General features: G+C 69.8%; 22 protein-coding genes. 10 read left to right on the forward strand and 12 right to left on the reverse strand.

What is annotated here, in order from left to right:
• Positions 1 to 26: 26 nt before the first annotated feature.
• The 3 genes from IE195_RS02515 (at position 27) to IE195_RS02525 (ending at position 2027) form a co-directional block, all read left to right on the forward strand.
• Complete coding sequence (locus IE195_RS02515) at positions 27 to 806, forward strand: dioxygenase family protein (RefSeq protein ID WP_225942573.1); 780 nt, start codon at positions 27 to 29, stop codon at positions 804 to 806.
• A gap of 42 nt (positions 807 to 848) precedes the next feature.
• The gene (gene ybiA, locus IE195_RS02520; RefSeq protein ID WP_191267709.1) at positions 849 to 1436 is read left to right on the forward strand and encodes a riboflavin biosynthesis intermediates N-glycosidase; all 588 of its coding nucleotides are present in this window, start codon (positions 849 to 851) and stop codon (positions 1434 to 1436) included.
• A gap of 348 nt (positions 1437 to 1784) precedes the next feature.
• A complete protein-coding gene (locus tag IE195_RS02525; RefSeq protein WP_191267710.1) occupies positions 1785 to 2027 on the forward strand; it encodes a hypothetical protein in 243 nt (80 codons plus the stop codon).
• Between the two features lie 64 nt (positions 2028 to 2091).
• On the opposite strand, the gene IE195_RS02530 is transcribed toward IE195_RS02525, so the two are convergent.
• Complete coding sequence (locus IE195_RS02530) at positions 2092 to 2907, reverse strand: SDR family oxidoreductase (protein ID WP_191267711.1); 816 nt, start codon at positions 2905 to 2907, stop codon at positions 2092 to 2094.
• Positions 2908 to 3044: 137 nt separating this feature from the next.
• Here IE195_RS02530 and IE195_RS02535 point away from each other — a divergent pair, with 137 nt between their 5' ends.
• The 3 genes from IE195_RS02535 to IE195_RS02545 all read left to right on the forward strand — a co-directional run bounded on the left by IE195_RS02535 (position 3045) and on the right by IE195_RS02545 (position 6564).
• Positions 3045 to 3938 (forward strand): helix-turn-helix transcriptional regulator, encoded by an 894-nt coding sequence (locus tag IE195_RS02535; protein WP_191267712.1) that lies wholly within the window; start codon positions 3045 to 3047, stop codon positions 3936 to 3938.
• Between the two features lie 83 nt (positions 3939 to 4021).
• The gene (locus tag IE195_RS02540; protein WP_191267713.1) at positions 4022 to 5731 is read left to right on the forward strand and encodes a hypothetical protein; all 1710 of its coding nucleotides are present in this window, start codon (positions 4022 to 4024) and stop codon (positions 5729 to 5731) included.
• Between the two features lie 149 nt (positions 5732 to 5880).
• Entirely contained in the window at positions 5881 to 6564 is a 684-nt protein-coding gene (locus IE195_RS02545; RefSeq protein WP_191267714.1) for a TetR/AcrR family transcriptional regulator, read from the forward strand.
• A 106-nt stretch (positions 6565 to 6670) separates the two neighbouring features.
• Here the strand turns inward: IE195_RS02545 and IE195_RS02550 are convergent, their stop codons facing one another.
• The gene (locus tag IE195_RS02550) at positions 6671 to 7972 is read right to left on the reverse strand and encodes a L,D-transpeptidase (RefSeq protein ID WP_191267715.1); all 1302 of its coding nucleotides are present in this window, start codon (positions 7970 to 7972) and stop codon (positions 6671 to 6673) included.
• Between the two features lie 318 nt (positions 7973 to 8290).
• Here IE195_RS02550 and IE195_RS02555 point away from each other — a divergent pair, with 318 nt between their 5' ends.
• A complete protein-coding gene (locus IE195_RS02555) occupies positions 8291 to 8614 on the forward strand; it encodes a DMT family transporter (RefSeq protein ID WP_191267716.1) in 324 nt (107 codons plus the stop codon).
• A 128-nt stretch (positions 8615 to 8742) separates the two neighbouring features.
• Positions 8743 to 9240: a TetR/AcrR family transcriptional regulator gene (locus IE195_RS02560; protein ID WP_225943669.1), complete on the forward strand. Its 498-nt coding sequence runs from the start codon at positions 8743 to 8745 to the stop codon at positions 9238 to 9240.
• 21 nt (positions 9241 to 9261) lie between these two features.
• On the opposite strand, the gene IE195_RS02565 is transcribed toward IE195_RS02560, so the two are convergent.
• The 6 genes from IE195_RS02565 to IE195_RS02590 all read right to left on the reverse strand — a co-directional run bounded on the left by IE195_RS02565 (position 9262) and on the right by IE195_RS02590 (position 19347).
• Positions 9262 to 11283 (reverse strand): ABC1 kinase family protein, encoded by a 2022-nt coding sequence (locus tag IE195_RS02565; protein WP_191267718.1) that lies wholly within the window; start codon positions 11281 to 11283, stop codon positions 9262 to 9264.
• Between the two features lie 218 nt (positions 11284 to 11501).
• Positions 11502 to 13157 carry a D-alanyl-D-alanine carboxypeptidase/D-alanyl-D-alanine endopeptidase gene (gene dacB / locus IE195_RS02570; protein ID WP_191267719.1) on the reverse strand — a complete coding sequence of 552 codons (1656 nt, stop codon included), beginning with the start codon at positions 13155 to 13157 and terminating at the stop codon, positions 11502 to 11504.
• A gap of 163 nt (positions 13158 to 13320) precedes the next feature.
• The gene (locus IE195_RS02575) at positions 13321 to 15516 is read right to left on the reverse strand and encodes an ABC transporter ATP-binding protein (protein ID WP_191267720.1); all 2196 of its coding nucleotides are present in this window, start codon (positions 15514 to 15516) and stop codon (positions 13321 to 13323) included.
• Positions 15517 to 15518: 2 nt separating this feature from the next.
• On the reverse strand, positions 15519 to 16445 hold the full coding sequence (locus tag IE195_RS02580) for an ABC transporter permease (RefSeq protein ID WP_191267721.1): 927 nt from the start codon (positions 16443 to 16445) through the stop codon (positions 15519 to 15521).
• The gene (locus IE195_RS02585; RefSeq protein ID WP_191267722.1) at positions 16438 to 17448 is read right to left on the reverse strand and encodes an ABC transporter permease; all 1011 of its coding nucleotides are present in this window, start codon (positions 17446 to 17448) and stop codon (positions 16438 to 16440) included. Before IE195_RS02585 ends, IE195_RS02580 begins: the two co-directional genes overlap by 8 nt.
• A gap of 213 nt (positions 17449 to 17661) precedes the next feature.
• Positions 17662 to 19347 (reverse strand): ABC transporter family substrate-binding protein, encoded by a 1686-nt coding sequence (locus IE195_RS02590; RefSeq protein WP_191267723.1) that lies wholly within the window; start codon positions 19345 to 19347, stop codon positions 17662 to 17664.
• A 662-nt stretch (positions 19348 to 20009) separates the two neighbouring features.
• Between IE195_RS02590 and IE195_RS02595 the strand changes: the two genes are divergently transcribed.
• Both IE195_RS02595 and IE195_RS02600 read left to right on the forward strand, forming a co-directional pair.
• Entirely contained in the window at positions 20010 to 20483 is a 474-nt protein-coding gene (locus tag IE195_RS02595; RefSeq protein WP_191267724.1) for a hypothetical protein, read from the forward strand.
• A 192-nt stretch (positions 20484 to 20675) separates the two neighbouring features.
• Positions 20676 to 21287, forward strand: coding sequence for a rhomboid family intramembrane serine protease (locus IE195_RS02600; RefSeq protein ID WP_191267725.1), 612 nt, complete (start codon positions 20676 to 20678; stop codon positions 21285 to 21287).
• A 99-nt stretch (positions 21288 to 21386) separates the two neighbouring features.
• On the opposite strand, the gene IE195_RS02605 is transcribed toward IE195_RS02600, so the two are convergent.
• The 4 genes from IE195_RS02605 to IE195_RS02620 form a co-directional block, all read right to left on the reverse strand.
• Complete coding sequence (locus tag IE195_RS02605) at positions 21387 to 22316, reverse strand: glycine betaine ABC transporter substrate-binding protein (RefSeq protein ID WP_191267726.1); 930 nt, start codon at positions 22314 to 22316, stop codon at positions 21387 to 21389.
• A 192-nt stretch (positions 22317 to 22508) separates the two neighbouring features.
• Positions 22509 to 23441, reverse strand: coding sequence for a glycine betaine ABC transporter substrate-binding protein (locus IE195_RS02610; protein WP_191267727.1), 933 nt, complete (start codon positions 23439 to 23441; stop codon positions 22509 to 22511).
• Positions 23442 to 23489: 48 nt separating this feature from the next.
• Positions 23490 to 24710: an ABC transporter permease gene (locus IE195_RS02615; protein ID WP_191267728.1), complete on the reverse strand. Its 1221-nt coding sequence runs from the start codon at positions 24708 to 24710 to the stop codon at positions 23490 to 23492.
• Complete coding sequence (locus IE195_RS02620; RefSeq protein ID WP_191267729.1) at positions 24707 to 25735, reverse strand: quaternary amine ABC transporter ATP-binding protein; 1029 nt, start codon at positions 25733 to 25735, stop codon at positions 24707 to 24709. The genes IE195_RS02615 and IE195_RS02620 overlap by 4 nt, the downstream gene beginning before the upstream one ends.
• Between the last annotated feature and the right edge of the window lie 403 nt (positions 25736 to 26138).

Below are 26138 nucleotides of genomic sequence, written 5' to 3' on the forward strand. Positions count from 1 at the left end.
ACCGAATCCCCGCCCCGGAGGCCGCCATGGCGACACGCATGCCCACGCTGTACCTGAGCCACGGAGCCCCACCACTGGCCGACGACCCCGTGTGGACCCGCCAGCTCGCCGACTGGTCTGGTGACCTCGACCGCCCGACGGCGATCCTGGTCGTCTCCGCGCACTGGGAGGACGCACCGCTCACCGTCGGCGCCACTGCGGACGACACCCCGCTGACCTACGACTTCTGGGGTTTCCCGCAACGCTACTACGACGTGGCCTACCCCGCCCCGGGAGCTCCCGCACTCGCCGAACGCGTCCGCGAGCTCGCTACTGGTCCAGGCGGGAGCATCCGTCAGGACCCCGTCCGGGGACTCGACCACGGCGCCTACGTCCCCCTCCGGGAGATGTACCCGGAGGCCGACGTCCCGGTGCTCCAGGTGTCCATGCCGACCCTCGACCCGGCCAGGCTCCTCGAACTCGGCCAACGGCTCGCCCCGCTGCGCGAGGAGGGCGTCCTCATCATGGGCAGCGGGTTCACCACCCACAACCTGCGGGAGATGTCCCGGCAGGCCCACGGCGAGGCACCCTCCTGGTCGGTCGAGTTCGACGACTGGACCCACCGGACCGTACTCGACCACGACGTCGACACGCTGCTGGACTTCGCGCACAAGGCGCCGGCGGCCGCACTGGCCCACCCGCGCAGCGACCACTTCGCCCCGCTGTTCGTCGCCCTCGGCGCGGGCCTGGACGGCCACCGGAGCTCCACCTCCACGGTGGACGGATTCTGGCACGGCCTGGCCAAACGGTCCTTCCAGTTCGACTGAGGGGCTACCGGAGTGTCCCCGGGGTCTGTAAAACTCCCGTGCATGACAGGCACACGCAACCCTGCCGACGCGAGGACCGTGGAGGATCTGCTCCGGATCGACGGGCGGATCAAGTACCTGCACTTCTGGGGGCACCAGCCACCGCCCGAAGGGGTGTCGGCAAGCTGTTTGTCCCAGTGGTGGCCGGCCGACTTCACCGTCGACGGAACCACCTACCCCACCGCCGAACACTTCATGATGGCCGGGAAGGCACGGCTGTTCGGCGACACCGGGGCCGTCGAACGGATCGTGGCGGCGGGCCACCCCCGGGACGCCAAGGTGATCGGCCGCGAGGTCCGCGGATTCGACCAGCAGGTCTGGGAGCGGGAGCGTTTCGAGATCGTCGTCCGCGGCAACGTCGCCAAGTTCGACCAGAACGAGGACCTGCGCGTCTTCCTGCTCGGCACCGGTCGGCGGGTGCTGGTGGAGGCCAGCCCCCGCGACCGGGTGTGGGGGATCGGAATGGGCAGGGAGAACGAGAACGCCGAGCACCCCCGCTTCTGGCGCGGGCGCAACCTGCTCGGCTTCGCCCTGATGGAGGCCAGGGCCCGGCTCGCCGCACAGGACGCGGAGCCGGCGGAGACCGCATAGGGGCCGCCCCGGCGACCTCGGACGGAACGGGACCCGAACGGAGCACACCCCGGTCGGGTTCCGCCCGGCCCCGCGTACACAGCCGTTCTCCCCGATTTCACTTCGGATTCTTCCGTTCACCCTCCGTGTCGACACCGGCGGGAGTAGAGTCCCAACACGCGGACAGCACGGTGCCCCGGCACCCGCGCCTGTTTCCCGCACTCGGCCTCAGGCACTCCACGCCACCGAACCCGCGGCCCGACCCCGAGGTCCTGCCGCGCCCGGGAGACAGACCTTCCAGCTTCGTCGAACGCGCGTGTTCCGGACTCCACCGTCCTCGCTTTCCAGGACGACACTCAGGGGACTCCCATGGCCTACTACCGCATCCAGTTGAACGACGGCTCCTCCCACACCCTCCAGGCGGTGCGCATGCGAACCGACGCGCGCAGCCTCTACCTGGAGGAGCGCGCGGCGGGCGACTGGCGCGAGGTGTTCAGCAACCCGATCGACGACGTCGAACGCGTCCAGCGCCGCTTCACCGAGAACGACGGCACCTGGACCTGGCTCCAGGAGCGGCTGCCCGCCCCGGTCCGCGGGGTCCGCGCCTGGTGAGGGCGGTCGGCGCGGAGCACAGCGGCCCCGCGCCGACCGGAGGGCCGCGCCCGGTGCCGCCCGGTCACCAGGGCAGGACACCGTAGCTCTCCGGATCGTCCTCGGAGGCCAGATGGCCCCACAGGACACCGCTGGGCCCGTCGTCGGGCAGGGTCGCCAGGTGCAGGCTCACCCGGGCGCCCTGCTCGGCGGTGCGACCTCCGCTGTGCCCGTTCAGGTCGGTGGCGCAGAACCCCGGGTTGGCGGCGTTGACCTTCACCGGCGTGTGCGCGAGCTCCTTGGCGTACAGGGCGGTGAGCATGTTGACCGCCGTCTTGGACACCGGGTAGGCGGGCGATCCGGACATCCCGAAGAAGGGTCCGTCCGGATCGGTCATGGCGGTGATCGAACCGACCTCGCTGGACACGTTCACCACCCGCCCCGCCGGGGACCGGCGCAACAGCGGCAGGAACGTGTTGCTCACCGCCACCACGGACACCGTGTTCACGTCCAGGAGTGCGCGCAACTCCCCGGGATCGGCGGTACTCGGGCCCGAACCCGACCCCAGGGCCGCCCCCGCGTTGTTGACCAGCACGTCCAACCGCCCGTACTCGGCCTCCACCCGTGCCGCGGCCGCCTTCACGCCCTCCTGGTCGGTGACGTCCAGGGAGACCAGGTGCGCGTCCGACCCCTCCGCGCGCAGGGCCCGCTCCGCCGCCGCGCCGCGTCCGAGGTCCCGCGCGCCGAGCAGAACCGTCATGCCCTCCCTTCCCAACAGCCTGGCCGTTTCCAGGCCGATGCCCTTGTTCGCACCCGTGACCAGGGCGACCTTCGCGCCGTCTGCGCCGTTCCCGTCGTTCGCGGCGCCGTTCGGGTACCGCATGCTCTGTTCCTCGCTCATGCCCCCAGCGTGGGCGCCCGCACCGCCCCGGAAAAGGGACCGGACGATGGTGGTACCGGCAGTACCAGTGTCACCGGGGTCCCCGTGGTGCACCCTGGAGGCGAGAACCGAACCCGTGGCACCCCGAGGAGACCGTGATGACGGACCGTCCCGAACTCGCCGCGTTCCTGCGCAGCCGTCGCGCGCGCCTGCTCCCCTCCGACGTGGGGCTGCCCGGGACGGGACGGCGGCGGACCCCGGGACTGCGCCGCCAGGAGGTCGCCCAGCTCGCCGGGATGTCGGTGGAGTACTACGTACGTCTTGAACAGGCACGCGGTCCGCGCCCGTCCGCACAGGTGCTGTCCGCGCTCTCCCGGGCACTCATGCTCTCCGCGGACGAGCGCGCATACCTGTTCCGGGTCGCCGGGGAGGAGCCGCAACCGGTCCGGGGCCCCGACCGGCGGGTGTCGCAAGCGATCCGCCACCTCCTGGACAGCCTCACCGCCACCCCCGCCTACGTGCTGGACGCCAAGTACGACGTGCTCGCCTGGAACACGCTGGCCACCCACTTCATCGGGGACATGTCCGCGGTCGAGGACACCGAGCGCAACATCATCACGTGGATGTTCCGCCTCCCCGACGACGATCCGCGCGTGACCGGACAGGCCGGCACCGACTGCATGGAGCGCCACTCGGTTGCGGATCTGCGCGCCGCCTACGCCCGCTACCCCGGTGATCCCGGCATCGGCCGGATGGTCACGACGCTCCTGGGGTCCTCGTCCCGGTTCGCACGGCTGTGGGAGGAGCGCGACGTCCAGGAGCGCCGCGGATTCCACAAGCGGGTGGGGCACCCGCTCGTCGGCCCGCTGGAGTTCGAGTGCCAGGTGCTGCACGTACCCGAGAGCGACCAGCGGGTGATGCTGTACTGCGCCGAACCCGGCTCCCCCAGCGAGGAGGGCATGCGCCGGCTGGCCGCCGACCACGCCCCGCCAGGGGCCGGAGACTTCCCCGGCGGTGCCCACAACGCCCGGCTGGCCCGCAGGAAGGGCTGACCCGGCTGCGGAGGCCCGCCCGGACGGCGTTGGGCCACCAGTAGTCTGGCTCCGTCCCGAACCCCCTGCCCCTTCGAGGATCCGTGTCCGACTCCCCCCGGGACCACCCGCACGAGGACCCTGTCCCCGCCGTGGACCCCCGGCTGCCGAGGACGTTCGGCGCCGTGTTGCGCCTCCCCTTCGCCCTCTACGCACGACACCCGTTCGCCCTGTTGGCGGCGACCGCCCTGCCCCTCCTACCGGGCCAGGTGCTCGAAACCCACCTCCGTCTCCGGGAGACGGACGGCGCGCGTGTGGTCGACGGGGAGCTGCTCGCACCACCGGAGCGTTCCGAAACCACCCCCCTGGGGCCCTACATCGAACTGGCGCCTGGTTGGCCCGCGGACGCGGTGACCCTTCTGGGGTGGATCCTCGGGGTGGCAGCGGGTTCCCTGGTGGCCGCGGCCCTCCTGCTCGGCCGCCGCCTCCCCCTCCGTGACGCGGCCCGGGCCGCGCTGTTCCGCCTCCCCCTCCTACTGGTGTGGACATTCCTACTGCTGGGAGCGCTGGCCGTCACCCTGTTCACCGTCGGGATGGGGGCAGCCTCGGTACTCAGCCTCTCCCCGGGGCTCTCATCGGAGATCCCGGGCGCGGTGCTCTGGCCGCCCACCGCTTTGGTGGCGCTGTCAGCCCTGGCAGCCCTGCTGGTCGGCCTGCCGATCGCCCTGCTGCGCGACCTCACCCTGTCCGAGGCGATCAGCGCCGCTTGGCTGCTGGGCCGTGGGCGCAGGATCGCGTACCTGCTGTTCCTGGTGCCGCTGGCCGTCCTGCTGTCACTGCCCGCGATGGCCGGGGAACACGTGGCCGATGCGGCGACCGGGACCGGAGCCTCCCTCGGAGCCGCGCTCGGTGTGAAGGTCCTGCTCGTCCTGTTCCTCGCTCCGCTGCCCGCGCTCCTGTTGACCGGGCAGGCCCTGTGGACCAGACCCGTCCCGGGGCCGGTCGGCCGACTGTCGGAGGGCAGTCGGATCGCCGACCGCCTGGACCGCCTGGGGGCCACCACCGAGGTACCCGCCCACCGCCCCGCGGCCGCCGCGGCATGCACCGCCGTGCTCGTGCTGATACCCCTGGCCGGGGCCGGGGGCCTGTGGACCAACCCCCACGGCACTCCGGGCACGAGCACCGAGCGGCTGGACCGGAGTGAGTTCGAACGGCTCGCCGGGGACGGCGGTCCCGCGCCCGGGGACCCCCGCGCCACTCTGCTCCGGGACGAGGAGGCACGAACCACTGTCCTCCTCGCCTGCCCGGACGCGGAACCCGATTCCAAGACAGGCGCGGCCTGTGAGGACCCCGTGGAACGGGAGTTGGTGCACGGGTGGGGCGGGGCGAGCGTGATCGTGCGTTCGGATGGCCGCCCCCTGGTCGCGGACCGGGACGAGGAGGTCCGCCTGCTGGACTGCCGGGACCCCGTGTGCTCGGAGTGGGACACCGTCCTGCTGGGCGGCGGACCGGCCAACAACCGCCACGGACCGCCGGACGTAGCCGTCGACGGCCGGGACCGTCCCCGGGTCGCCTTCGTGGACGGACGGAGCGGACTCCTGACCTTTCTCGCGTGTACCGACCCCGCCTGTCTCTCCCGGGAGTCGGTGGAACTCCTCGCGCCCTCCGATGTCCCGGTCACTGCCGCCTCCGAGCACCCCTCGGGCACCGTGCCCGTGCGTGTCCTCTCCCTGGGCGAGGGGCGGCCGGAGCTGCTGCTGGGACACACCCGGGTCACCTGCAGCGAACCGCTGTGCGGTCTTCCCGGGGCGTAGCGACCCCGCCGCACGGCCGTCGTGACGCGGCCGTGCCCGGCGGCGTCGGCGGAACGAGCGCATCTCGGTAGCGTGAACGGTGTCCCGGGCGCCAAGCCCTCGGCCGTCGGGCCGGGGCGCCCCGGGGTACGAGGAAGTGGAGAGCAGGAATGAGTGAGACGCCCCCCGCGAGGACCGGTTCCCACGAGGGCCTGCCCCCCGAACGCGCCCCGCGCAGGCGGGTGAACCGGCGCGAGCAGATCCTGCGCACCGCGGCCGACGCGTTCGCGGCCCAGGGCTTCAACAACACCTCGCTGGCCGACATCGCCGCGATGCTCGACATCACCCCGGCGGGCGTCCTGCACCATTTCGGCTCCAAGACCGACCTGCTCACCGCGGTGCTGGAGCTGCGTGACAGCAACGACCCCGCGCCCTCGGGCAGCGGCATGCTCGACCACCTGGTCGCCACCGCCGAACGCAACGCCGCGCGTCCGGGGACCACGCAGTTGTACGCCGTGCTCTCGGCCGAGAGCGCCACAGCCGGGCACCCCGCACAGGAGTGGTTCCGTGAGCGATACACGGTGCTGCGGCAGGAGGTCGAGGAGGCGGTCCTGGACCGGATCGGCCCCGAGCACCGGGAGGCGGCCCGCACCCCGGGGCCGAGCGGCCACTCCCCCGCCCGGTCCGCGGCCGCGGCGGTCCTGGCCACCATGGACGGCCTCCAGGTCCAGTGGTTGCTGGACCCGGAGGCCGTGGACATGGCCGCCGTCACCGCTCTGGTCGTGGACGCCGTCGTGGCCGGACTGAGCAGCCCGACCGCCGCGGAGGACGCTTCCGGGGGCACCGGGTCCTAGGGACCGCCGGGCCCGGGCCCCGGGTACGCGGAAGGGGCGCCGCGGTGCTCGCGCACCGTGACGCCCCTCGGGTCCGTCGGCCTCCGGGCCCGCGGTCAGCCGTGTGTCACAGGTCCTCGCCGTGCACGGAGCCGGGCGTACCGTCGGTGGTCATCTGCGGCTCGCCGGTCTCGCTGCCCTCGAGCCACTCGTCCCAGGACTTCTGCCAGTAACCCCAGCCGTTGTCGAACTCGAACTCGCGGTCGGTGCCGGTGGTGTCGAGGACGTCGCCCATCAGGGTGTTCTCGAAGAACCACCTGGCGTCGTCCATCCGCAGGTTGGTGCAGCCGTTGGAGGTGTTGGCCGAACCGATGTTGGTGTTGTAGGACGCCTCGTGCACGAACTCGCCGCTGTTGGAGGTGCGCACCGCGTACTGCACGTCCACCAGGTAGGAGCCCGGGTCGTCCTCGGGGATGCCCACGGTCGCGGAGTCCATGGTCAGGTGCTCGTAGCGCTCCATCAGGACGTGCGTACCGGTGCTGGTGGTGTCGAAGTGGCGGTTGGCCGCGCCGTTGCTCACCTCGATGAGGCGTTCCTGTTCACCGTCGACCTCGATGACCATCTCGTGGTCGGGCACGTGCATGGTCGCGATGAGCTCACGGCCGATCTCGAAGTCGATCTGGTAGTTGGTCACGCCGTAGACGCCCTCGGAGGCCTCGACGCCGGCCAGGTTCAGGTCGACGGTGACGTTCTGGTACGGCTCCCAGTACTCCTCCGGCCGGAACACCGCCATCTGGTCGGTGATCCAGTTCCAGGCGCCGGCGGTCTCCTGTTCGGCGACGACGTTCATGGAGTTCTCGACCTGCGCCTTGTTGGTGACGGGCAGGTCGAAGTTGATCACCACGGGCATACCGACGCCGACGGTGTCACCGGAACTGGGGAAGTTGGAGACGAGTTCGAGGCGCTGGCCGGGGGTCGCGTCGAGGGTGGTGAACTCGGTGGTGAGTTCGGTCTCCTCACCGGCCTCGTTCTCGGCTGTCGCGGTCACGACGACCTCCGCGCCGGGCCGCAGGTTCCAGTCGCTGATCCACTCGCTGCCGTCCTCGTTGAGGGTGCCGGTCATGGCGTAGAGGTCGCCCTCGTCGCCCTCTCCCTCGACAGCGGCCTCGGTGACCACGGCCTGGTCGACCTGAACGTCGGTGATGGCTCCGCGCTCGGCGCTGACCCGGATGGGGGTGTTCGGAGCGATCTCCTCGCTACCGGCCTCCGGGGTGATGCTCAGTTCGGCCGCTTCCGCTTCGGTCTCGGCGGGATCAGCACTGCTCTGCGTCTCGGCGTCACCTGACGTACAGGCCGTGGCGACGAGCGCGAGCGCCACCAGCCCGATACCGAACCGACGCGTCACCGCCGAGTGGGTCTTGCCCGTCACGTCTGGACCTCCATAGATGAAACTCGAACCCGTCTTACCCTGCCACCGGTTGGACGCCGGCACACGGGAAAAGGTTCTGAACTTCCGCGCATCGGTACGGAGCGGTTATCCGGGGCGCAACCGCCGTGCCCGGAACCGCCGAGGATACACCTCGGGGGTACACGCCTGGTCCACCAGGGGACGGCTTTCCGGACGCCCGAAAGCCCGGTGCTTGCCCTGCCCATCATGCCTGACATAGAATCTTGTTCAGTTGATCAGGTTTCATGCGGAGCAAAAGCTGTTCGTTTGCTCAGGTTCCAGTGGGCGAGGAGACGTGACATGCCGTGGATCTGGCTGGCCGGGGCGATCGCCCTGGAGGTGCTCGCCACCACCTCCCTGAAGTTCTCCGAAGGCTTCACCAGGCTCCTGCCCTCGCTCTTCGTCGTCGCCGGTTACGCCGGGGCCTTCTTCATGCTCTCCCAGGCACTCGTCCGGGGCATGCCGCTCGGTGTGGCCTACGGTGTGTGGGCCGCCATCGGGATCGCACTCCTCGCCGCCATCGGCGCCCTCTTCCTCGGGGAGTCCCTGACCTGGATCCAGGTGGGCGGCATCGCTCTGGTCATCGCCGGGGTCATGGCCCTGGAGATGGGAGGTCAGCACTGACCGGCGACGGCCGTCCGGCAGGATGGGGCAGCGTGAGCAGCATCCGGCCGGGCGAGGACCCGGAGAACATCAGCGACGGCCGTCGGCGCAAGGGCGAACAGCGGCGGCGACTACTCCTGGACGCCACCATGCGCGTCATCGAAAGGGACGGTGTCACCGCCGTCAGCCAGCGCCGGGTGGCCGCCGAGGCGGAGGTCCCGCCCAGTACGGTCACCTACTACTACGCGACCGTCGACGACCTCCTCGTCGACGCCCTCACCAGAGTCAACGACGCCTACGTCGCCCTCGTCGACGCCCTGCCCGAGGACCCGGACGAGGCACTGCGCGGCTTCGCCGCCCTCATCGCGGAGGGGGCGGGGGCCGACCGGGCGCACGCCCTGGCCGAGATGGAACTGTTCCTCATCTCGGCCCGACGGCCCTCACTGCGCTCACAGACCGAACGCTGGTCCGCCGCCGTGGACGCCTTCCTCGCGCCCTACCTTCCCGACCCCGCCGCCCGGGCCGGGGTCGCCGCGGCCTCGGACGGCTACTTCCTGCGCTGCTGCACCATGGACCCGCAGCCCAGTGCCGAGGAGGTACACCGGGCCCTGCGCCGCCTCATCGACCGCGAACACCCCGCCCGCTGACCTCCCCGGGCCCGAACCGGGTCACCGACGCGGGCGGTCCCCGCCGTCCCGCACCATGTCCACCAGCAGGCGCAGTACGAACGTCGCCGTGGTCGCCAGCAGCAGCCAGGCCAGCAGGTTGAGCGCCTGGGTGTGGGTGGCCAGGTCGGGCCAGGCCACCCCGGTCTGTTCCGTGACGTTGAACAGCCCCACCGACATGAACCCGGTGACCACCGCCAACACGGTCATGACCGCGCGCCGCGCCACCGAGCGCAGGAGCTTTCTGTCCTCGGCGTGGGCGAACATCCGGACCTGCACGGTGAAACGGCCCTTGTGCAGTTGGTCGGTGATCCGGTCCAGCCTGCGCGGCAGTCGGCGCAGTGTGGGCAGCAGGGCGATCAACTCCGCCGAGGCCATCTCCCTCAGGTTGCCGCTGCCCAACTGTTCGGACATCCGCGCCCCGGCATACCTTTTGGCCTCGGCCACCGTGTCGAACCCGGGCGAGAGGTGCACCAGGGTCCCCTCCAGGGTGGCCAACGCCCGGAAGACCGCCGCCAGCTCGGCGGGCAGGACCAGCCCGAACCGTGTGACCAGCATCAGCAGCTCGGTGAACATCCGCATGCTGGCCGTGGTGCCGCTGTGCAGGTAGCGCGCCATGAACTGGCCGAGCGACCGGCGCAGCCGCTCGGCGTCGATCTCCCCCGGGTCGTCGACCACGTCGAGCAGGGTGTCGGTGAGCAGGACCGCGTCGCCCCGGTCGATGGCCAGCAGCATCATCTGCAGGGCCTCCCGGGTCTGGGCGTCCAGCCGGCCCACCGACCCGTAGTCCAACAGCCCCACGCCGCCCCCGTCGAGCAGCAGGATGTTGCCCGGGTGGGGGTCAGCGTGGAAGATGCCGCTGGACAGCACCTGTTCGAGCAGGCAGTCCAGGAGGGTCTTGGCGACCTGCTCCCCCTCTTCCGCGGGCAGTTCGTGCCCGCTCACCTGGGTCCCGTACAGACGCTCCATGACCAGGACGCGACGGCTGGTGTAGGCCTCGTACACCTGGGGGATACGCACCCGCGAACCGCTGGCCGCGTCGGCGACGGCGGCGATGTTGGCCGCCTCCACCTCGAAGTCCAGCTCCTCCAGCAGCGCCTCGGCAAACCCCTCCGCCAGTTCGAGCACCCCGATCGCGGGCCCCCAGTCGGTGTGCTCCTCGAAGCGTCTGGCGAGCCTGCGGATGATGTCGAGGTCGCGCCGGACCACCGGGGCGATCCCGGGGCGCTGCACCTTGACCACGACCTCCTCCCCGCCGTGCAGGCGGGCCAGGTGGGCCTGGGCGATGGAGGCGGCGGCCAGGGGCTCGGGGTCGAACTCGGCGAAGACCTCGCCCGCCTCACGGCCCAGTTCGCCCTCCACGCAGTCGCGGATCCGTTCGTAGGGGACCCGTGCCACCTCGCTGTGCAGGCGTCCCAGCTCCTCCACGAACACCGGCGGCAGCAGGTCGCGCCGGGTGGCCAGCACCTGCCCGAGCTTCACGAACACCACCCCGGCCTCCTCCATGGAGCGGACCAGGGAGCGGGCCAGGCGGCGCTGGGCCGACGTGTCCTCCACCCCTTCCCGGCGGCCGACGACGTAGCCGCCCAGCCCGTGCCGGGCCAGGATCCACAGGATCCGCCGGTAGCGGCCCAACCGGCCGAACCAGCCCCTCGCCTCACGGACCACGGCGACCGGCCGGAACCGGGTGCCCCGGGGCAGGAGTAGTTCCAGGGCGACGAAGGCGAGCATCGCGCCCACCGCCATGGCGAAGAGCATGAGCGCCATGAGCCCCGGTTGGTCCATCTCGGCCGGGTCGGTGGAGTTGAGCGCGTCGAAGGTGCCGTAGTAGGCCAGGACCGCGCCCACCGCCCCCGTCGGGGCACCGAACAGTGCCGCCAGCACCAGTCTCGGCAGGTTGAACGGCACGTCCATGAGCCGGCTGGCGAGCTTGCCCAGGCCCAACAGGACCAGGATCAGCATGACCAGTGACAGGACCTGGCCGAGGACCATGCCGAACACCGAGGTGAGGGTCAGCGTTTCCATGAACATCCTTCTGGGGCCGCCCCGCGTACGCGGAAAGCGGAGGGGCGACGGAGAGCGCGGGAGGACAGGAACAACAGTGCCAGCTCCGGGCTGTGGGCGACAGCCGTCACCCACAGCCTGTGGACAACCTTCGGCCGCACCCCCAGCCGGACACGCGGCCGCCCCGAAACACACCGGCGCCCGTGGGAGCGCGGCCCCCCGGCCCCCGGATCAGCGGGTCAGCAGGTCAGCTCCCAGGAACACTCCAGTTCACCGCCGCCTGCCACCGCCCCGTGCCGGGAGAGCGCCGCCTGCTCTGGGATCCGGTTGCCCAGGTGCTCGGCCAACCGGACCGCGATCGCGTCCTGCACCCGGGTGGGCGCGTAACCGGAGTGGCCGTTGTTGACCACGCTGAAGTACAGCTCGCCGCCGGGCCCCTGCACGTAGCCCGAGAGCGCGCTCACCCCGGTCATGGTGCCGGTCTTGGCCTGGACGGCCCCCGCCGCGGGGGTGCCGCCCATCCGCCGGGCCAGGGTGCCGCCGACGAACGGGTCGCTGTCCCCGGCCACCGGCAGCGAGTGGTGCCAGACCTCGTACCAGGGGGCCTCCTGGGCCCGGGCGAGCAGGTCGACGACGGTGTCAGCGGTGACCCGGTTACCCCGGGACAGCCCCGACCCGTCGGTCAGGACCAGGTCGGAGGTGTCCACGCCCAGGTCCCGGAGCGCGGCCTCCTGGGCGGCCAGGCCCGCGCCCCACGCCCCCTCCCCGGAGACCTCCCGGCCGATGCTCTTGACCAGCATCTCGGCGTGGCCGTTGTTGCTGAACTTCACCAGCGGGACCAGAAGCTCCTCCAGGGGCGGGGACGTGTGCTCGGCGACCACCCTCGGACGGTGCCACTCATCCGGCACCTCGGCCTGCGCGACCTCGCCGCCGACGGCCACGCCGTGCTCCTCCAGCGCCTGCGCGAACAGGTGCCCGGCCAGCCCGGCGGGCTCGTCCACGGTGCGCAGCACCACCCGCGGGCCGGCGTCCACGGGCAGCGATCCGGTGACCTCGATGGTGTTGGTGCCCACCGGACGGTCGACCACCAGGGTGTCCTCTCCCCCGGCCGACCCGGTGACGGCCCGGTTGTCGAGCTCGACGTAACCGGCGGCGGCCCCCGGGTCCACGCTCACGGGCTCACCGTCCCCGGTCGCGGTCACGGTCACCTCCGTCACCCCGGTGTCATGGCGGTCGCCGTGGGCCACGGTGAGGGCCGAGATCTGCGCCGAGTAGGCGTAGGGCTCGTCCTCGGGCCACCAGTCGTCCACGAGCCGTTCGTCGTCGAACCAGGAGTCGTCGGCGTACAGGTCTCCGACCGAGGTGACGCCGGAGGCGGCCACCTCCGCGGCCATGGCGTACAGGTCCGCCCCGTCGAGTGCCGGGTCGCCGCCGCCGACCAGGTAGAGCTCGTCGACGGCGCCCCGGCCCGGGCGGCGCTCCACCACGGCCTCGGTACCGAAGGTGTGGTCGGCCCCCAACACCTGGAGTGCGGCGGCCGTCGTGAAGGGCTTCATGTTGGAGGCGGGCAGCAACCGGGTGCCGGCCTCTTCCGAGTAGAGCACCTCTCCGGTGACGGCGTCGGTCACCACCACCCCGGAGGTCGCGCCCTCCAGCATCGGGTCCGCCAGGATCGCGTCGATGTCCGCGCGCAGCCCGTCGGCGCGCTCGGCCGGGTCGGCACCGGCCCGGTAGGTATCGGCCTGGTGGATGTCGGCAGGGGTCACGGTGGCGGCCCCGGCGGGCACGGCAGCGGCCGGGGTGAACCAGAGCAGCGGGGCGGAGACGAGGGCCGCGGCGGCCCGCCGTCCCCGTGTGCGCCGCGACTGCTGTCCGCGGGGGGCCGTGGGGGTCATGGGGAATCTCCTCCGGGGTCAACCGATCGGGAGCACGCCAAGCGAAAATAACCGAAGGTGCCCACGATGCGCCATACCGTGACCGGTGGTTCGCGCACGGCTCCGGCTGGCCGCACGTGAAGAGGCGGGCAGGGAGAACCCCGGCCCGCCCCCGTACCCGGACTCAGAAGAGTTCGACCACCTGCGAGTAGTGGCAGGCGTCCTCGTGCCCGGCGCCCCGGTCCAGCAGCTCCGGCGGCTGCTCCACGCACAGGGTGCGCTCGGCGTCCGAAAGCCCGTCGGCGAACTTCGGGCAGCGGGTCCGGAACCGGCAGCCCGACGGCGGGTCGGCCGGGCTGGGGATGTCGCCGGTGACGGTGATCCGCTCCCGGGTCCGCTCCTTGACCGGGTCCGGCAGCGGGATCGCCGAGATCAGCGCCTGCGTGTACGGATGCGCGGGCGCCCTGAACAACTGCTCCGTCGTGGCCGTCTCCACGATCTTGCCGAGGTACATCACGGCCACCCGGTCGGCGATGTGCCTGACCACCGACAGGTCGTGCGAGACGAACAGGTACGACAGGCCGAGCTCGTCCTGGAGGTCCTCCAGCAGGTTGATCACACCCGCCTGGATGGACACGTCCAGGGCCGACACCGGTTCGTCCAGGATCAGCACCTTGGGTTTGAGCGACAGGGCCCTGGCCACGCCGATCCGCTGGCGCTGACCACCCGAGAACTCGTGCGGGTAGCGCGAGCCGTGCTCCGGGTTGAGCCCCACGAGTTCCAGGAGTTCCCTGACCCGCCGCTTCGCGGAGCCGTTCGCCTCACGGTGGATCCGCAGCGGTTCGGCGATGATGTCCGACACCGTCATGCGGGGGTCCAGGGAGGCGAACGGGTCCTGGAACACCAACTGCAGGTCCCGGCGCAGCGGCCGCATCTGCTTGTCCGACAGGTCCTGGATCGGCTGGCCCATGTAGTGGACCTCGCCCGAGGTCAGCCTGACCAGGTTCAGCAGCAGACGTGCCGTGGTCGACTTCCCGCAGCCGGACTCGCCCACGAGCGCGAGGGTCTCGTGCTCCCTGAGCTCCAGGGAGACCCCGGAGACCGCCTGCACCTCACCGATCCTGCGCTTGAGGACGCCCTTGGAGAGGATCGGGAAGTGTTTGACGAGTTCCTCCGCCCGCAGGAGGACCTCACGGCCCTCCGGTTCCGGCTCCCCGACCTCCGGTTCCGGTCCCCGGCCCGCCTCCGGGACGGGAGCGCCCCCGGTCGGCTCCGCCGACGCACCGGCCTTCCCTGCTTCGGAGCCGAAGAGGTCCTCGGGCGTGGCCGAGACCAGGTCCCCGCTGAAGTGGCAGGCGGCCCGGTGCCGGCTCACCGGGTCCTCGTTCCGTTCCCCCTCCGCGACGGCGGCCTCCACCAGTTCGGGGTCCTCGGTGCGGCAGACGTCCCGTGCCATCGGACACCTCGGGGCGAACGTGCACCCCACCGGAAGGTTGAGGAGTGACGGCGGCGCCCCCGTGATGGGGGTGAGCCGGTGGTCGCGGCCCCCGTCCAGGCGGGGCAGCGAACCCAGCAACCCCAGCGCGTAGGGCATCCGCGGCCGGTAGAAGACGTCCTCCACCGTCCCGGCCTCCACCAGGCGGCCCGCGTACATCACGGCCACCCGGTCCACGTGACCAGCGACGACGCCCAGGTCGTGGGTGATCAGCACCAGGGCGGCGCCGGTCTCCTGCCGTGCCGCCTCCAACGCCTCCAGCACCTGAGCCTGGACGGTGACGTCCAGGGCGGTGGTGGGTTCGTCGGCGATGATCACGTCGGGTTCGTTGGCCATCGCGATGGCGATGACCACGCGCTGACGCATACCGCCGGACAGCTCGTGCGGGTACTGGTCCACCCGCTGCTCCGGGTTGGGGATCCCGACCCTGTCGAGCAGGTGGACGGACTTCTCGCGGGCCTGGGCCCTGCTCACCTTCCGGTGGGTCAGGATCGCCTCGGAGATCTGCGCACCGATGGTGTGGACGGGGTTCAGCGAGGTGAGCGGGTCCTGGAAGATCATCGCGATCCTCTGCCCCCGCACCTTGCTGAACTGCGCGTCGTTGAGCCCGATGACCTCCTGGCCCAGGACCCGGGCCGATCCGGTGACCTTCGCGGTCCTGGGCAGCAGCCCCATGATCGCCATCGAGGTCACCGACTTGCCCGAGCCGGACTCCCCGACGATGCCCAGGGCCTCGCCCCGGCGCACCTGGTAGCTGACCCCGCGCACCGCGTGCAGGGGGCCGTCCTCCGAGGAGAAGGTGACGTTGAGGTCGTCGACGTCCAGGACGACGTCCTCGTGGTTGTGGTTCTTCACGTGCGTGCCCTCAGCTTCGTGCTCTGTCATACTCACCGCCGCGAGATCGTCTGTCGCGGGTCGAGCGCGTCCCGCAGCCCGTCACCGATGAAGTTGATCGCCAGGCAGATCGCCACGATGATCAGGCCCGGCGGATAGAACAGCCACGGCCGGGTGAAGGCCGCCGTCCGGGCGCCCTCGACCATCTTCCCCAGCGAGATGTCCGGGGGCTGGATGCCGAAGCCCAGGAAGGACAGCGCCGCCTCGACCTGTACCGCGATCGCGATCAGCAGTGTGGCCGCGACGATGATCGGCCCTGCCGCATTGGGCAGCAGGTGGCGGAGGATGATCCAGGAGGCCGACGCCCCGGAGGCCCTGGCCGCCTCGATGAACTCCTGCTCGCGCAGGGAGAGCACGCTTCCGCGTACCAGGCGGGCGATGCTGGCCCAGGAGAACAGGCCGATGATGAGCGCGACCGCGTACCAGGTGGTGCCGCCGGTGAGGTTGCCGCCGAGGGCGGCCACGGCGACCAGCAGCGGGATGATCAGGAAGATCTCGGTGACCCGCATCATGACCGCGTCGATGCGGCCGCGGTGGTAGCCCGCGATCGCACCCCACAGGGCCCCGAACCCGGTCGCCATCACCGACACGGTGAGCGCGACCTTGAGGGACTGCTGGGCTCCGCGCATGGTCTGCGCGAACACGTCCTGGCCCTGGTTGGTGGTGCCGAAGGGGTGCTGCCAGCTCGGCGACTGGTTTCCGGCGATCTCCCGGTAGACGCCGTGGTCGTAGGGCCACACCAGCGGGAGGGCGAAGGCGAACAGGGTGAGCGCGACCAGCACGACCAGGCTGAACATCGCGGCCCGGTGGCGCCGGAAGCGCCGCCAGACCAGTTGGAACTGGGTGAGTTGCTGGCCCTTGTCGACGCTCTCCCCGGCCGAACCCGCGCCGTTCGAAGCGTCGCTCTTGATGTCACTCATAACGGATCCTCGGGTCGAGAACGCCGTACAGCAGGTCGGCGATGAGGGTGCAGATGATCACGAAGAAACCGCTGAGCATGAGCCAGGCCATGATCGCGAAGGAGTCCTTGTGGGTGAGTGCCTCGATGAAGAAGTAGCCGAGGCCGCGCCACTGGAAGACGGTCTCGATGATCACGACCCCGTCGATGATCCCCGCGACCGCGACCGTGGTGACCGACACCAGCGGGATGAGGGCGGTCCGGAGGGCGTGCCTGCGCACCACCGTCCGGTAGCGCACCCCCTTGGAGCGGGCCAGGCGCACGTAGTCGCTGTTGAGTACCTCCAGCATGGAGGTGCGCTGGTACCTGCTCCAGGAGGCGTAACTGGTGAGCATCAGTGTCAGCGTCGGGAGGATCAGGTGGCCGGAGGAGTCCAGGAAGTACTGCCAGCCGGTCATGTCGTCCACCCGGGCCGAGTTGGCCCCGATGGTGTAGAAGAACGTCGAGTCGGTGGTCCGGTTGATCCAGAGGCCGCCCTCCCGGATCAGGGCTCCCAGCCAGAAGGTGGGCATGGCCAGGGCGAGGAAACCGACGAAGGTCAGCGTGTAGTCGAGCTTGGAGTACTGGCGCATCGCGCTGATGACGCCGGAGATGATCGCCAGCCCGAGGGCCAGGAGGACGGCGGCCGACACCAGCCGGACGGAGACGTGGAGGCCCGCCCAGAGCTCTGCCCCGATGACGTAGTTGCCGCCCCGTACCGAGGGACCGAACTGGCCCTGGAGGATCCCGATGTCACCGTTTCCTCCGAGGCCGGTGAGCCACAGCCAGTACCGCTCCGGGATCGACCGGTCCAGGTAGAGCCGTTCCTCCGCCGCGGCGATCGTGGCCGGGTCCGGCGCGGGCTGCATCGACCTCAGGTCCGCCAGCGGGTCACCGATGACGTCCACCATCAGGAACACGAGAACCGACGCCGCCACAAGCGTTGGGATCGCCACTGCGATGCGACGCGCGGTGTATACGAGCATGGAAAGGTCCTTCGTTAGCGCTCCCGCCGCAGGAGGGCGGGCCGCGCGGTTGGGGGGTACCCGCGCGGCCCGGTCCGGTCCCCGGCCCGGTGGTGTTCCGCGTGCCGGGTGCGTCCGGTCGAGGCCCCGGCGCCCGCAGGCGGGCCTGCGTGCGCCGGGACGGGACCGGACCGCCCTGCCCTCGGGCGGGAGTGGAGTGGTCCGGGAAAACCGCTAGTCGACCGCGGTCCACTCGTGCTGGTTCCACAGGGCACGACGCGACTGGGCGTTGTTGTCCTCGACGTTGTCCACGTAGTTGGTGTCCACGAAGTAGAACGTCGGGGTGTCCACCAGGGGCAGCACGTAGGCCTCCTCGGCCACGAGGCGGGCGGCCTCGTTCGCGTGCTCGGCGGCCTCCTCGGGGGAGCTCGTGTTCTGGGCCTTGACGGCCACCTCGTCGACCTCCTCCACGTCGAGGTGGCCGAAGTTGCTGCCGCTCTCGCTGTGCCAGTACTGCTCGGGGGAGCTCGCGAAGTCCGGCGTGGTGCTCCAGCCGTAGAGCATGATGTCGAAGTCGCCCTCGGCGAGGGTGCCGCCGAGGTCGTTGGTGGTGTCGATCTCCAGGCTGATGCCGATCTCGGCCAGGTCGGCCTGGGCGAGCTCGGCGATGATCTCGCGGGCGACGTGGCCGGCGGTGTAACCGATCCGGATCGGCGGTACGGCCTCCCCGTCCCGGGTCAGGCTGTCGCCGTCGAGCTCGTATCCGGCGTCCTCGAGGATCTCGACGGCGGCGTCGATGTCGCCGGAGCCGTGGCCCAGCTCGGTGATGACGTCCTCGTGGAAGGGGCTGCTCTCGGAGAAGACGTGGTTGGTCCGGGGGGTGATGTCCGGGAAGTTGTCACCGTAGGTACGGGTGGCGATGTTCTCGACGTCGAGCGCGGTGAAGATCGCGTGCCGCAGAGCCTCGTCGGAGAGCCAGTCGTGCTTCATGTTGACGTCCATGTGCTCCCAGCTGGCGCCGGGGTTGACGCCGTACTCGACGCCCTCGATGCCGTCGAGCTGGTTGATCACGTCGTCGGACCAGGTGGCAGGGGAGGCGCCCTGGACCTCGCCGTTCTGCAGGGCCGGGACCCAGCTGCCCTCCTCGGTGTTGACCTGGAGGATGATCTCCCCGATCTCGGGCTTGTCGCCCCAGTACTCCTCGTTGAGGGTCTTGATGACCCGGCCGTCGAGCTCGGCGCCCTCCTCCATCACGTAGCGGCTGCCGGAGACGGTGGGCTGGTTCTCGTTGAACCAGTTCGAGGACTCGAGCATGCCCTCGGGGGTGTCCAGGTCGAACTGGTCCGCGACCAGGTGCGAGGGGTACAGGCCGTCCTCACCGAAGACGAACCACTCGGGGAACAGCTCGCCTTCCTTCATGGTGATCGTGACGGTCTTGCCGTCGTCGGAGCCCTCGACGCTCTCGAACTTGGACGGCAGGGTGGTGCCGCGCGAGTTGCAGTTGTCCGCGCACAGGTCCTCGTCGCCGCTGTTCATCTTCCAGGCCCAGATGAAGTCGTCGGCGTCGATCGGCTCGCCGTCGCTCCACGCCGCGTCCGGGTGGATCTCCAGCTCCCAGGACATCGGGTCCTCGCTGAGGAGCTCGGGCTCGTTGACGATCAGGTCCTCGTTCCAGTACCACTCCGAGTCCGGGCCCCAGTAACCGGTGTAGGGCAGGACGTCGTGGAGGAACTGGATGCCGTAGACCGAGCCGCCCTCCGGTGTGTTGTGGTTCCAGCCGTTACCGGGCTGGTTGACGATCCACGTCACCGAGTTCCCGCTGTCCGAGCCGTCGCCGCCGGGGGGCGCACAGGCTCCGAGCACCAGAGAGGCGGAGACGCCGAGTCCCACGGCGCCCAGCCATTTCCTACGATTCTCCATCAGTCACACCCTTGATCACTGATACGGGCCGTCCGCGCGGGTCTCGCGCTTGCCAGGCACATCCCGCCAAACTTAGGCGATTAGTCGCTTAGAAGACCATTAAGAGAAATGCCTGCATAGCCCCAATGCCGGATTCGTGACCCATCCGAAACCGGCTCGCGCCCGTGCCCGAACCACGAAGGCGCAAACTCCCCAGACGCCCGCAACAACCGGGAAATCTGTCATCAACGCAGGCCAGATGGGCAGGACATGGAACCGGCAGCCCACCGGAATTCGGACAAGACAGAAAAGAATTGCGGGTTAATCGAGCCGCCAGCCAGCGTCCGGCAAAAGTAAACGACGTTTAACTACCACCCCGAAGTGCGTGACTACCGAGAGAGAAGCAGACAAAGATCTACAAATAGATCACCTGGCAGCACTCGCACAACAAAAGGCGACTTCCGCCCCACTGGACTCAGCTGAAAATGCCAATGTCAATTCATAGGAAGATCCTGTCATTGACCATAAAAAGCGACAGAAGGCAGGAATCCACCCAGGGCATGTCCTGAACCCCACACACGAGCTGACCGAAACGGAGAGCCCCGCACCCGCGGAGCGGATAGGGTTCCCTGTGACGCCCTCCGTCACCCTCAACGCCCCGCCCAGCGAGAGAGGCATCCGCCGTGTCCGAACCGGTCCGCCTGGTCTGCCCCGTAGGCCGCAAGTACGTGGAACTGTCGGGCGGTTACGCTCTCGTGGCTCTGGGGGCCGGGACCGTGGCCCTCGACCCCGGACACTGGGCGAACATCACGCTCGGTGTCATCCTCGCCCTCCTCGGCGCCGTCTGCGCGGTGCACGGACACCTGATCAAGGCGCCGGTCCTGGAGGTCTCCGACGAGGAGTTCCGCTACGAGCGCGGGGACTACGTCGTGCGGATCCCCTTCAACGAGATCGGCTCCTACCACGTGCTCCCCGGACGCATCCGCTCCCTGGGCCTGTGCGACCGCGCGGGGCGTCCCAAGCGCTTCCCGTCGCTGAAGAGCCGCCGGACCTCGCGCACCCACCTGCCGCTGACCGGGATGACCAACCCCGCCAAGGTGGAGTCGTTCATGGCCATGGCCGGGATTCCGCCCCGCAAGCGCTCCCTGACCTCCTGAGCCCGAGCTCCTCCGGCCCCTGAACCCAACGTGTCGCCCCCCGGGCCGCACCGCGCCGATCGCCCGAAACCCCTGAGCGTCTGCGCACCCCCGACCGTCGGACCGGTCGCAACTGTGAACACATCGGACCAATCGCCCACACGCGCCCCACGGACATACCGCCCCAAGACAGTTTGATCTAGTCTCGATGGGGTGAAGCAGTCCAGAATCACCGCCATCCTGACCGTAGCGGGGATGCTCGCGGCCATGTGGGTCCTCGAGATCCTCGACACCCCTCTCGGGGGCCGTCTCGACCGCCAGTTCGGCATCAGGTCCGGAGAAGCCGACGCACCCTGGGCCGTGCTGACCGCACCGTTCATGCACGGCAACTTCGCCCACCTGATCGGCAACTCGCTGCCGTTCCTGGTGCTGGGTTCCCTCGTGGCCTTCAGCGGCCTGGGCCGCTTCCTGATCACCACCCTGATCGTGGCCCTGGTCAGCGGCGTGGGCGTGTGGCTGTTCACCGCCGACAACACCGTCACCGTGGGGGCCAGCGGCCTGGTCTTCGGCTACTTCGGCTACACGGTCCTGCGCGGCATCATCGAACGCAAGACCATCGACATCGTCATCATGATCTGCGTGGTCATCTTCTACGGAACGATGATCTGGGGGGTCCTGCCCCAACACCCCGGCGTCTCCTGGCAGGCGCACCTGTTCGGCTTCCTCGGCGGGCTGCTGGCCGCCTACGTGCTACCCAGGCGCGAGAAGCCGAACCAGGCGAACCAGGGCATCGGAGGCGCCCAGGGCGGCTACTACGCCCCCTGAGCCCCGGACGTCCCGCACGCGCGGCGGGGGCCGTCCTCCCATCCGGGAGACGGCCCCCGCCGCGCGTTCCCCGGAGCCCCGCGGGGGCGGGGCGAACACTCAGAACTCGAGGTCCCCGGCGTCCTCCTGCAGGGTGCGCTCCAGGAACAGGGGGTTCCGGGCGAGCCACTGCCGGGCACCCTCCGCCGGATCGGTGACCCCGGGGCCGACCGTGAGGGTCTCCAGGGAGGCGAGCTCGTCATCGTTCATGGACCAGTTCCTGATCCAGTCGGTCAGCTCGGGGTAGTCCTCGGCGAAGCCCGCACGCCCGATCGAGTGCAGGCCCTCGGTACCGCCCATCGCCCCCTGGGGGTCGTCCAGGTCCTTCAGGTCGTACTGGGCGTAGGCCGGGTGCGGACGCCACAGCGTCACGACGACCGGCTCCTGAGCCAGGACGGCCTCGTCCAGCTCGGCCATCATCTCCGCGCCCGACGACGTCTCCAGCTCGAAGTCCTCCTCCAGGCGGTACCCGGGCATGGCCTGGTCCCGGGTGACCTGGGTCAGGCCGGCGTCCGGTTCGATACCGACGATGGTGCCGTCCAGGTCCTCGGCGTACTCCGGGAGGTCGTCGATCGAGCGCACGTCCTCCATGTACTCGGGGACCGTGAGGGTCAGGACCGCGTTGTCGTACCAGGAGCCCAGGCTCTCGATCCGGTCCCGGTGCTCCTGCATGTACTCGTGGTGGGTGACCGGAAGCCACATGTCCAGGTACAGGTCGAGATCGCCGTCGGCCACCCCCTGGAAGGCCGGGGCGACGTCGACCTCGGTGACCGTGACGTCGTAGCCCTTCTCCTCCAGGATGACCTCCCACATGTGGGTGACCGCGACGGCCTCCTCCCAGCCGATCAACGCGATGTTGATCTCCTTGGCGTCCTCGCCGCCGTCAGAGCCACCGATCAGGCTCCCGTTCTCCCCGGCACAGGAGGTCAACAGGAGCACACCGCTCACACCGGCGGCGGCCAGAGCCGTCCCGCGCCTGTGGCTGTCCATCATGAAATCGTCTTCCCTCAGTACGTGCTTGCGCGGGGCCGGTCCGCGTGAGGGGGGACCATCGGTACCGGCTCCGGAACTTCGCCCAGACGACGGCCGCCCCCACACGCGGTGGAGGCGGCCGACTTCGTATTTCTACCCGATGATCCGGGCGTTTTGTACGCCCTGTGACCGGGGCGACACGTGGGAGTCCTAGAAGTCCAGGCCCTCGGCGTCCTCGCCCAGGGTGCGCTCCAGGAACTCGGGGTTCTCGGAGAGCCACTCGCGGGCGCCCGCCTGCTCGTCCTCGACGCCCTCACCGACCGTGAGGACCTCCAGGGAGGCGAGCTCCTCGTCGGTCATGGTCCAGCCTTCCATCCAACCGGTCAGGTCGGGGTAGTCCTCGCCGAAGCCCTCGCGGCCGACCGCGTGGATCTCCTCGGTCTCGCCCATCGCGCCCTCGGGGTCCTCGAGGTCCTTCAGGTCGTACTGGGCGTAGGCCGGGTGCGGACGCCACAGCGTCACGACGATGGGCTCCTCCTCGGCGATCGCGGAGTCCAGCTCGGCGAGCATCGCGGCGGTGGAGGACTCCATCAGCTCCCAGTCCTCCTCAAGGCCGTAGGCCGGCATGGCCTCTTCCTTGGTGACCCGGGTCAGACCGGCGCCCGGGTCGATCCCCACGATCCGGTTGCCCAGTTCGTCCGCGTGGTCCGGGAGGTCGGCGATGCTGTTGACGTCCTCCATGTACTCGGGGACGGTGATGGTCAGCACGGCGTTGTCGTACCAGGTCCCGAGGTCCTCAAGCTGGTCCCCGTAGTCCTCCCAGTAGTCCGCGTGGGTGGTGGGGAGCCAGGTGTCCAGGAACAGGTCCACGTCGCCGTTGGCGGCGCCCTGGTACATCGGGGCCACGTCGACGTCGGTGATGCTGACGTCGTAGCCCTTCTCCTCCAGGATGACCTGCCACATGGCGGTGGTGGCGATGGCCTCGTCCCAGGCGATCAGCGCGATGTTGACGTCCTTGACGTCCTCGCCGCCCTCGTCGGAGCCACCGGTCAGGTCCTCGCCGCCGCCTCCGCAGGCGGTCAGCAGGAGGATGCCGCTCATACCGGCCGCGGCCAGACCTGTCATTCGCTTACGGCTGTACATCGTGGGATGTCCTTCCCTAGTGCTTCTGTGAACCGGCCTGCGTCAGGGCTAACCGTCGACGCGGGCCTGCGGGCTGTTCTTGGTGACGGCGGCGGTGAGGCGGTCCAGGAAGATCGCCAGGATGACCACGGCGATGCCCGCCTCGAAACCGAGTGCGCCGTCGTTGCGGGTGATGCCCTGGTAGACCTGGCTGCCCAGGCCGCCGGCGCCGACCATGCCCGCGATGACGACCATCGACAGGCCCAGCATGATGACCTGGTTGACGCCGGCCATGATCGTCGGCAGGGCCAGGGGGAGCTGGATACCGGTGAGGATCTTGCTCCGCGGGGCACCGAAGGCCTCACCCGCCTCGACGAGCTCCTTGTCGATACCGCGGATGCCGAGCTCGGTGAGGCGCACGCCGGGCGGCATCGCGAACACGATGGTCGCGACCACGCCGGGGACCGCCCCGATGGAGAAGAAGAAGATCGCGGGGATCAGGTAGACGAACGCCGGGAGGGTCTGCATCAGGTCCAGGACCGGCTTGATGACCTTGCTGACCAGGTCGCTGTAGGCGGCCAGGATGCCGATCGGGATCGCGATGACCACGGCGATGAGGCTGGCCACCAGGACCAGGCCCAGCGTGTCCATGGCGTTGAACCACTGGTCCACCGAGGCCACGAGGGTCAGCGCGATCAGCGCGAACAGACCCATGCGCCAACCGGCCACCGTGAAGGCGAGCAGGCTGAGCAGCAGGATCATGATCAGCGACATCGGCGCGGTGACCAGCATCGGCAGGACCAGCCAGCCGAGCAGCACCAGGGCCAGCCAGCCCCCGGCGACGACGGCGGCGCGGACCCGGCTCCGGCTCTCCACGAGTCCCAGTGCGGTGACAGCGACCAGGAACACCAGGGAGATGACGAAGTACGGTTCGACGTTGGTGTCGAAGAGGTTCATCGCCCACAGGAAGAGCACCGGAACGCTGTTGATGACGACGGTCACGAGACCGAACAGCGCCTGGAGGATGTACAGCAGCGAGACGCCGACGACGATCCCCAGCAGGGGCGTGCGGCGCGTGCGCACCAGCGGGACCGCGATGATCACGGCGGCGATGAACGCCAACTGCCCGGCGCCGGGGTCGACGAAGAACCCGGACAGGACCGCGACGGCCCAGCTGATGAAGTCACCGGTCAGCTCGAAGAACAGGCCGAAGGTGGACTTGAGCCAGGTGTTGAGCGCCTCGAAGCCGTCACCGATCGGGATGTGCGGCGGGAAGTCGACGGGTGTCACTTGTTCTCCTCCCCCTTCTCGTCGGAGGCGAGGGAGGCCAGCACGGACTCGCGGGTCACCATGCCGAGCACCTCGCCCTCGTCCGAGACCACCCGGAGGCGGTCCGTGGTGGAGACGGTCGGGTACAGGTCGGCCACCAGGGTGTCCGGGCTGACCTGCGGGGCGCTGGTGTCGGTGGCGGTGCCGGCGTCGATCACGGCCGAGGCGGTGAGCACGCGGGAGCGGTCGACGTCCTCGACGAAGCGCTCGACGTACTCGTTGGCCGGCTCGCCCAGGATCTCGGCGGCCGCACCGATCTGGGCGACACGGCCGTCACGGAGCACGCAGATCCGGTCTCCGAGGCGCATGGCCTCGTTGAGGTCGTGCGTGATGAAGATGATCGTCTTGCCCAGGGAGGCCTGGAGTTCCAGGAGCTGCGTCTGCATGTCCCGCCGGATCAGCGGGTCGAGCGCGCTGAAGGCCTCGTCCATGAGGATGATGTCGGTGTCGGCGGCCAGTGCGCGGGCCAGGCCCACACGCTGCTGCATGCCGCCGGAGAGCTGCTGCGGGAGCTTGTCCTCCCAGCCGTCCAGGCCCACGAGCCCGAGGGTCTCCTTGGCCTTCGCCTGGCGTTCGGCACGGGGCATCCCGCGCAGTTCCAGGCCGTAGGCCGCGTTCTCCAGAACCGTGCGGTGCGGAAGCAGGGCGAAGTGCTGGAAGACCATGCTGATCTTCTCGCCCCGCAGGTTCAGGAGGTGCTTCCTGCTCAGTGCGGTGATGTTGACGCCGTCGACCTCCACGGTGCCCGCGGTGGGCTCCAGGAGACCGTTGAGCATGCGGATAAGGGTTGACTTGCCCGACCCCGACAGGCCCATGACGACGAAGATCTCGCCCGGTTGGACCTCGAAGGACACGTCGATGACGGCAGCGGTCACGTCGAGGTCGGCGATGGTGTCACGGTGGCTGCCGTCGGAGAGCCGTTCGACGGCTGCCTTCGACTGTCTTCCGAACACCTTGTACAGGTGGTCTGCGCGTACTACTGGCACGGTCTCCTCTATGGGGCTGTCCCGGCCGCGAGGCGCAGTGGGGCTCAAACCCCCGATCCGGCCCGCGGTTTCCGCAGGTAGCCGGTTTGCGCAGAGCCCCCCCGTGCGCACCCTAAGCGGGCGAAACCGCTACCTGGTTCACGTCGGGGCGCCACCTTACCCAGATGTGTACGCACAGTTCAGGCGGTATGTCACTACCAGATAACATGTTTAACCGCCATAAAAACCGTCTGCCGACCTATGACAAGGGATGCCGACACTCCAGAACGCCCAGATGTGATCTATACCACCGGCAATTCTAGGGCGATGAGGGTCACAATTACGTGACAGGCACGCCAGACGACAGAACGTGTCAAACCATGACCGTACCGTAAGCCCCGGTTGGGCCACCAGAAGGCCCCCG

This window comes from Nocardiopsis terrae (genome assembly GCF_014651695.1).
Classification (GTDB): Bacteria; Actinomycetota; Actinomycetes; order Streptosporangiales; family Streptosporangiaceae; genus Nocardiopsis; species Nocardiopsis terrae.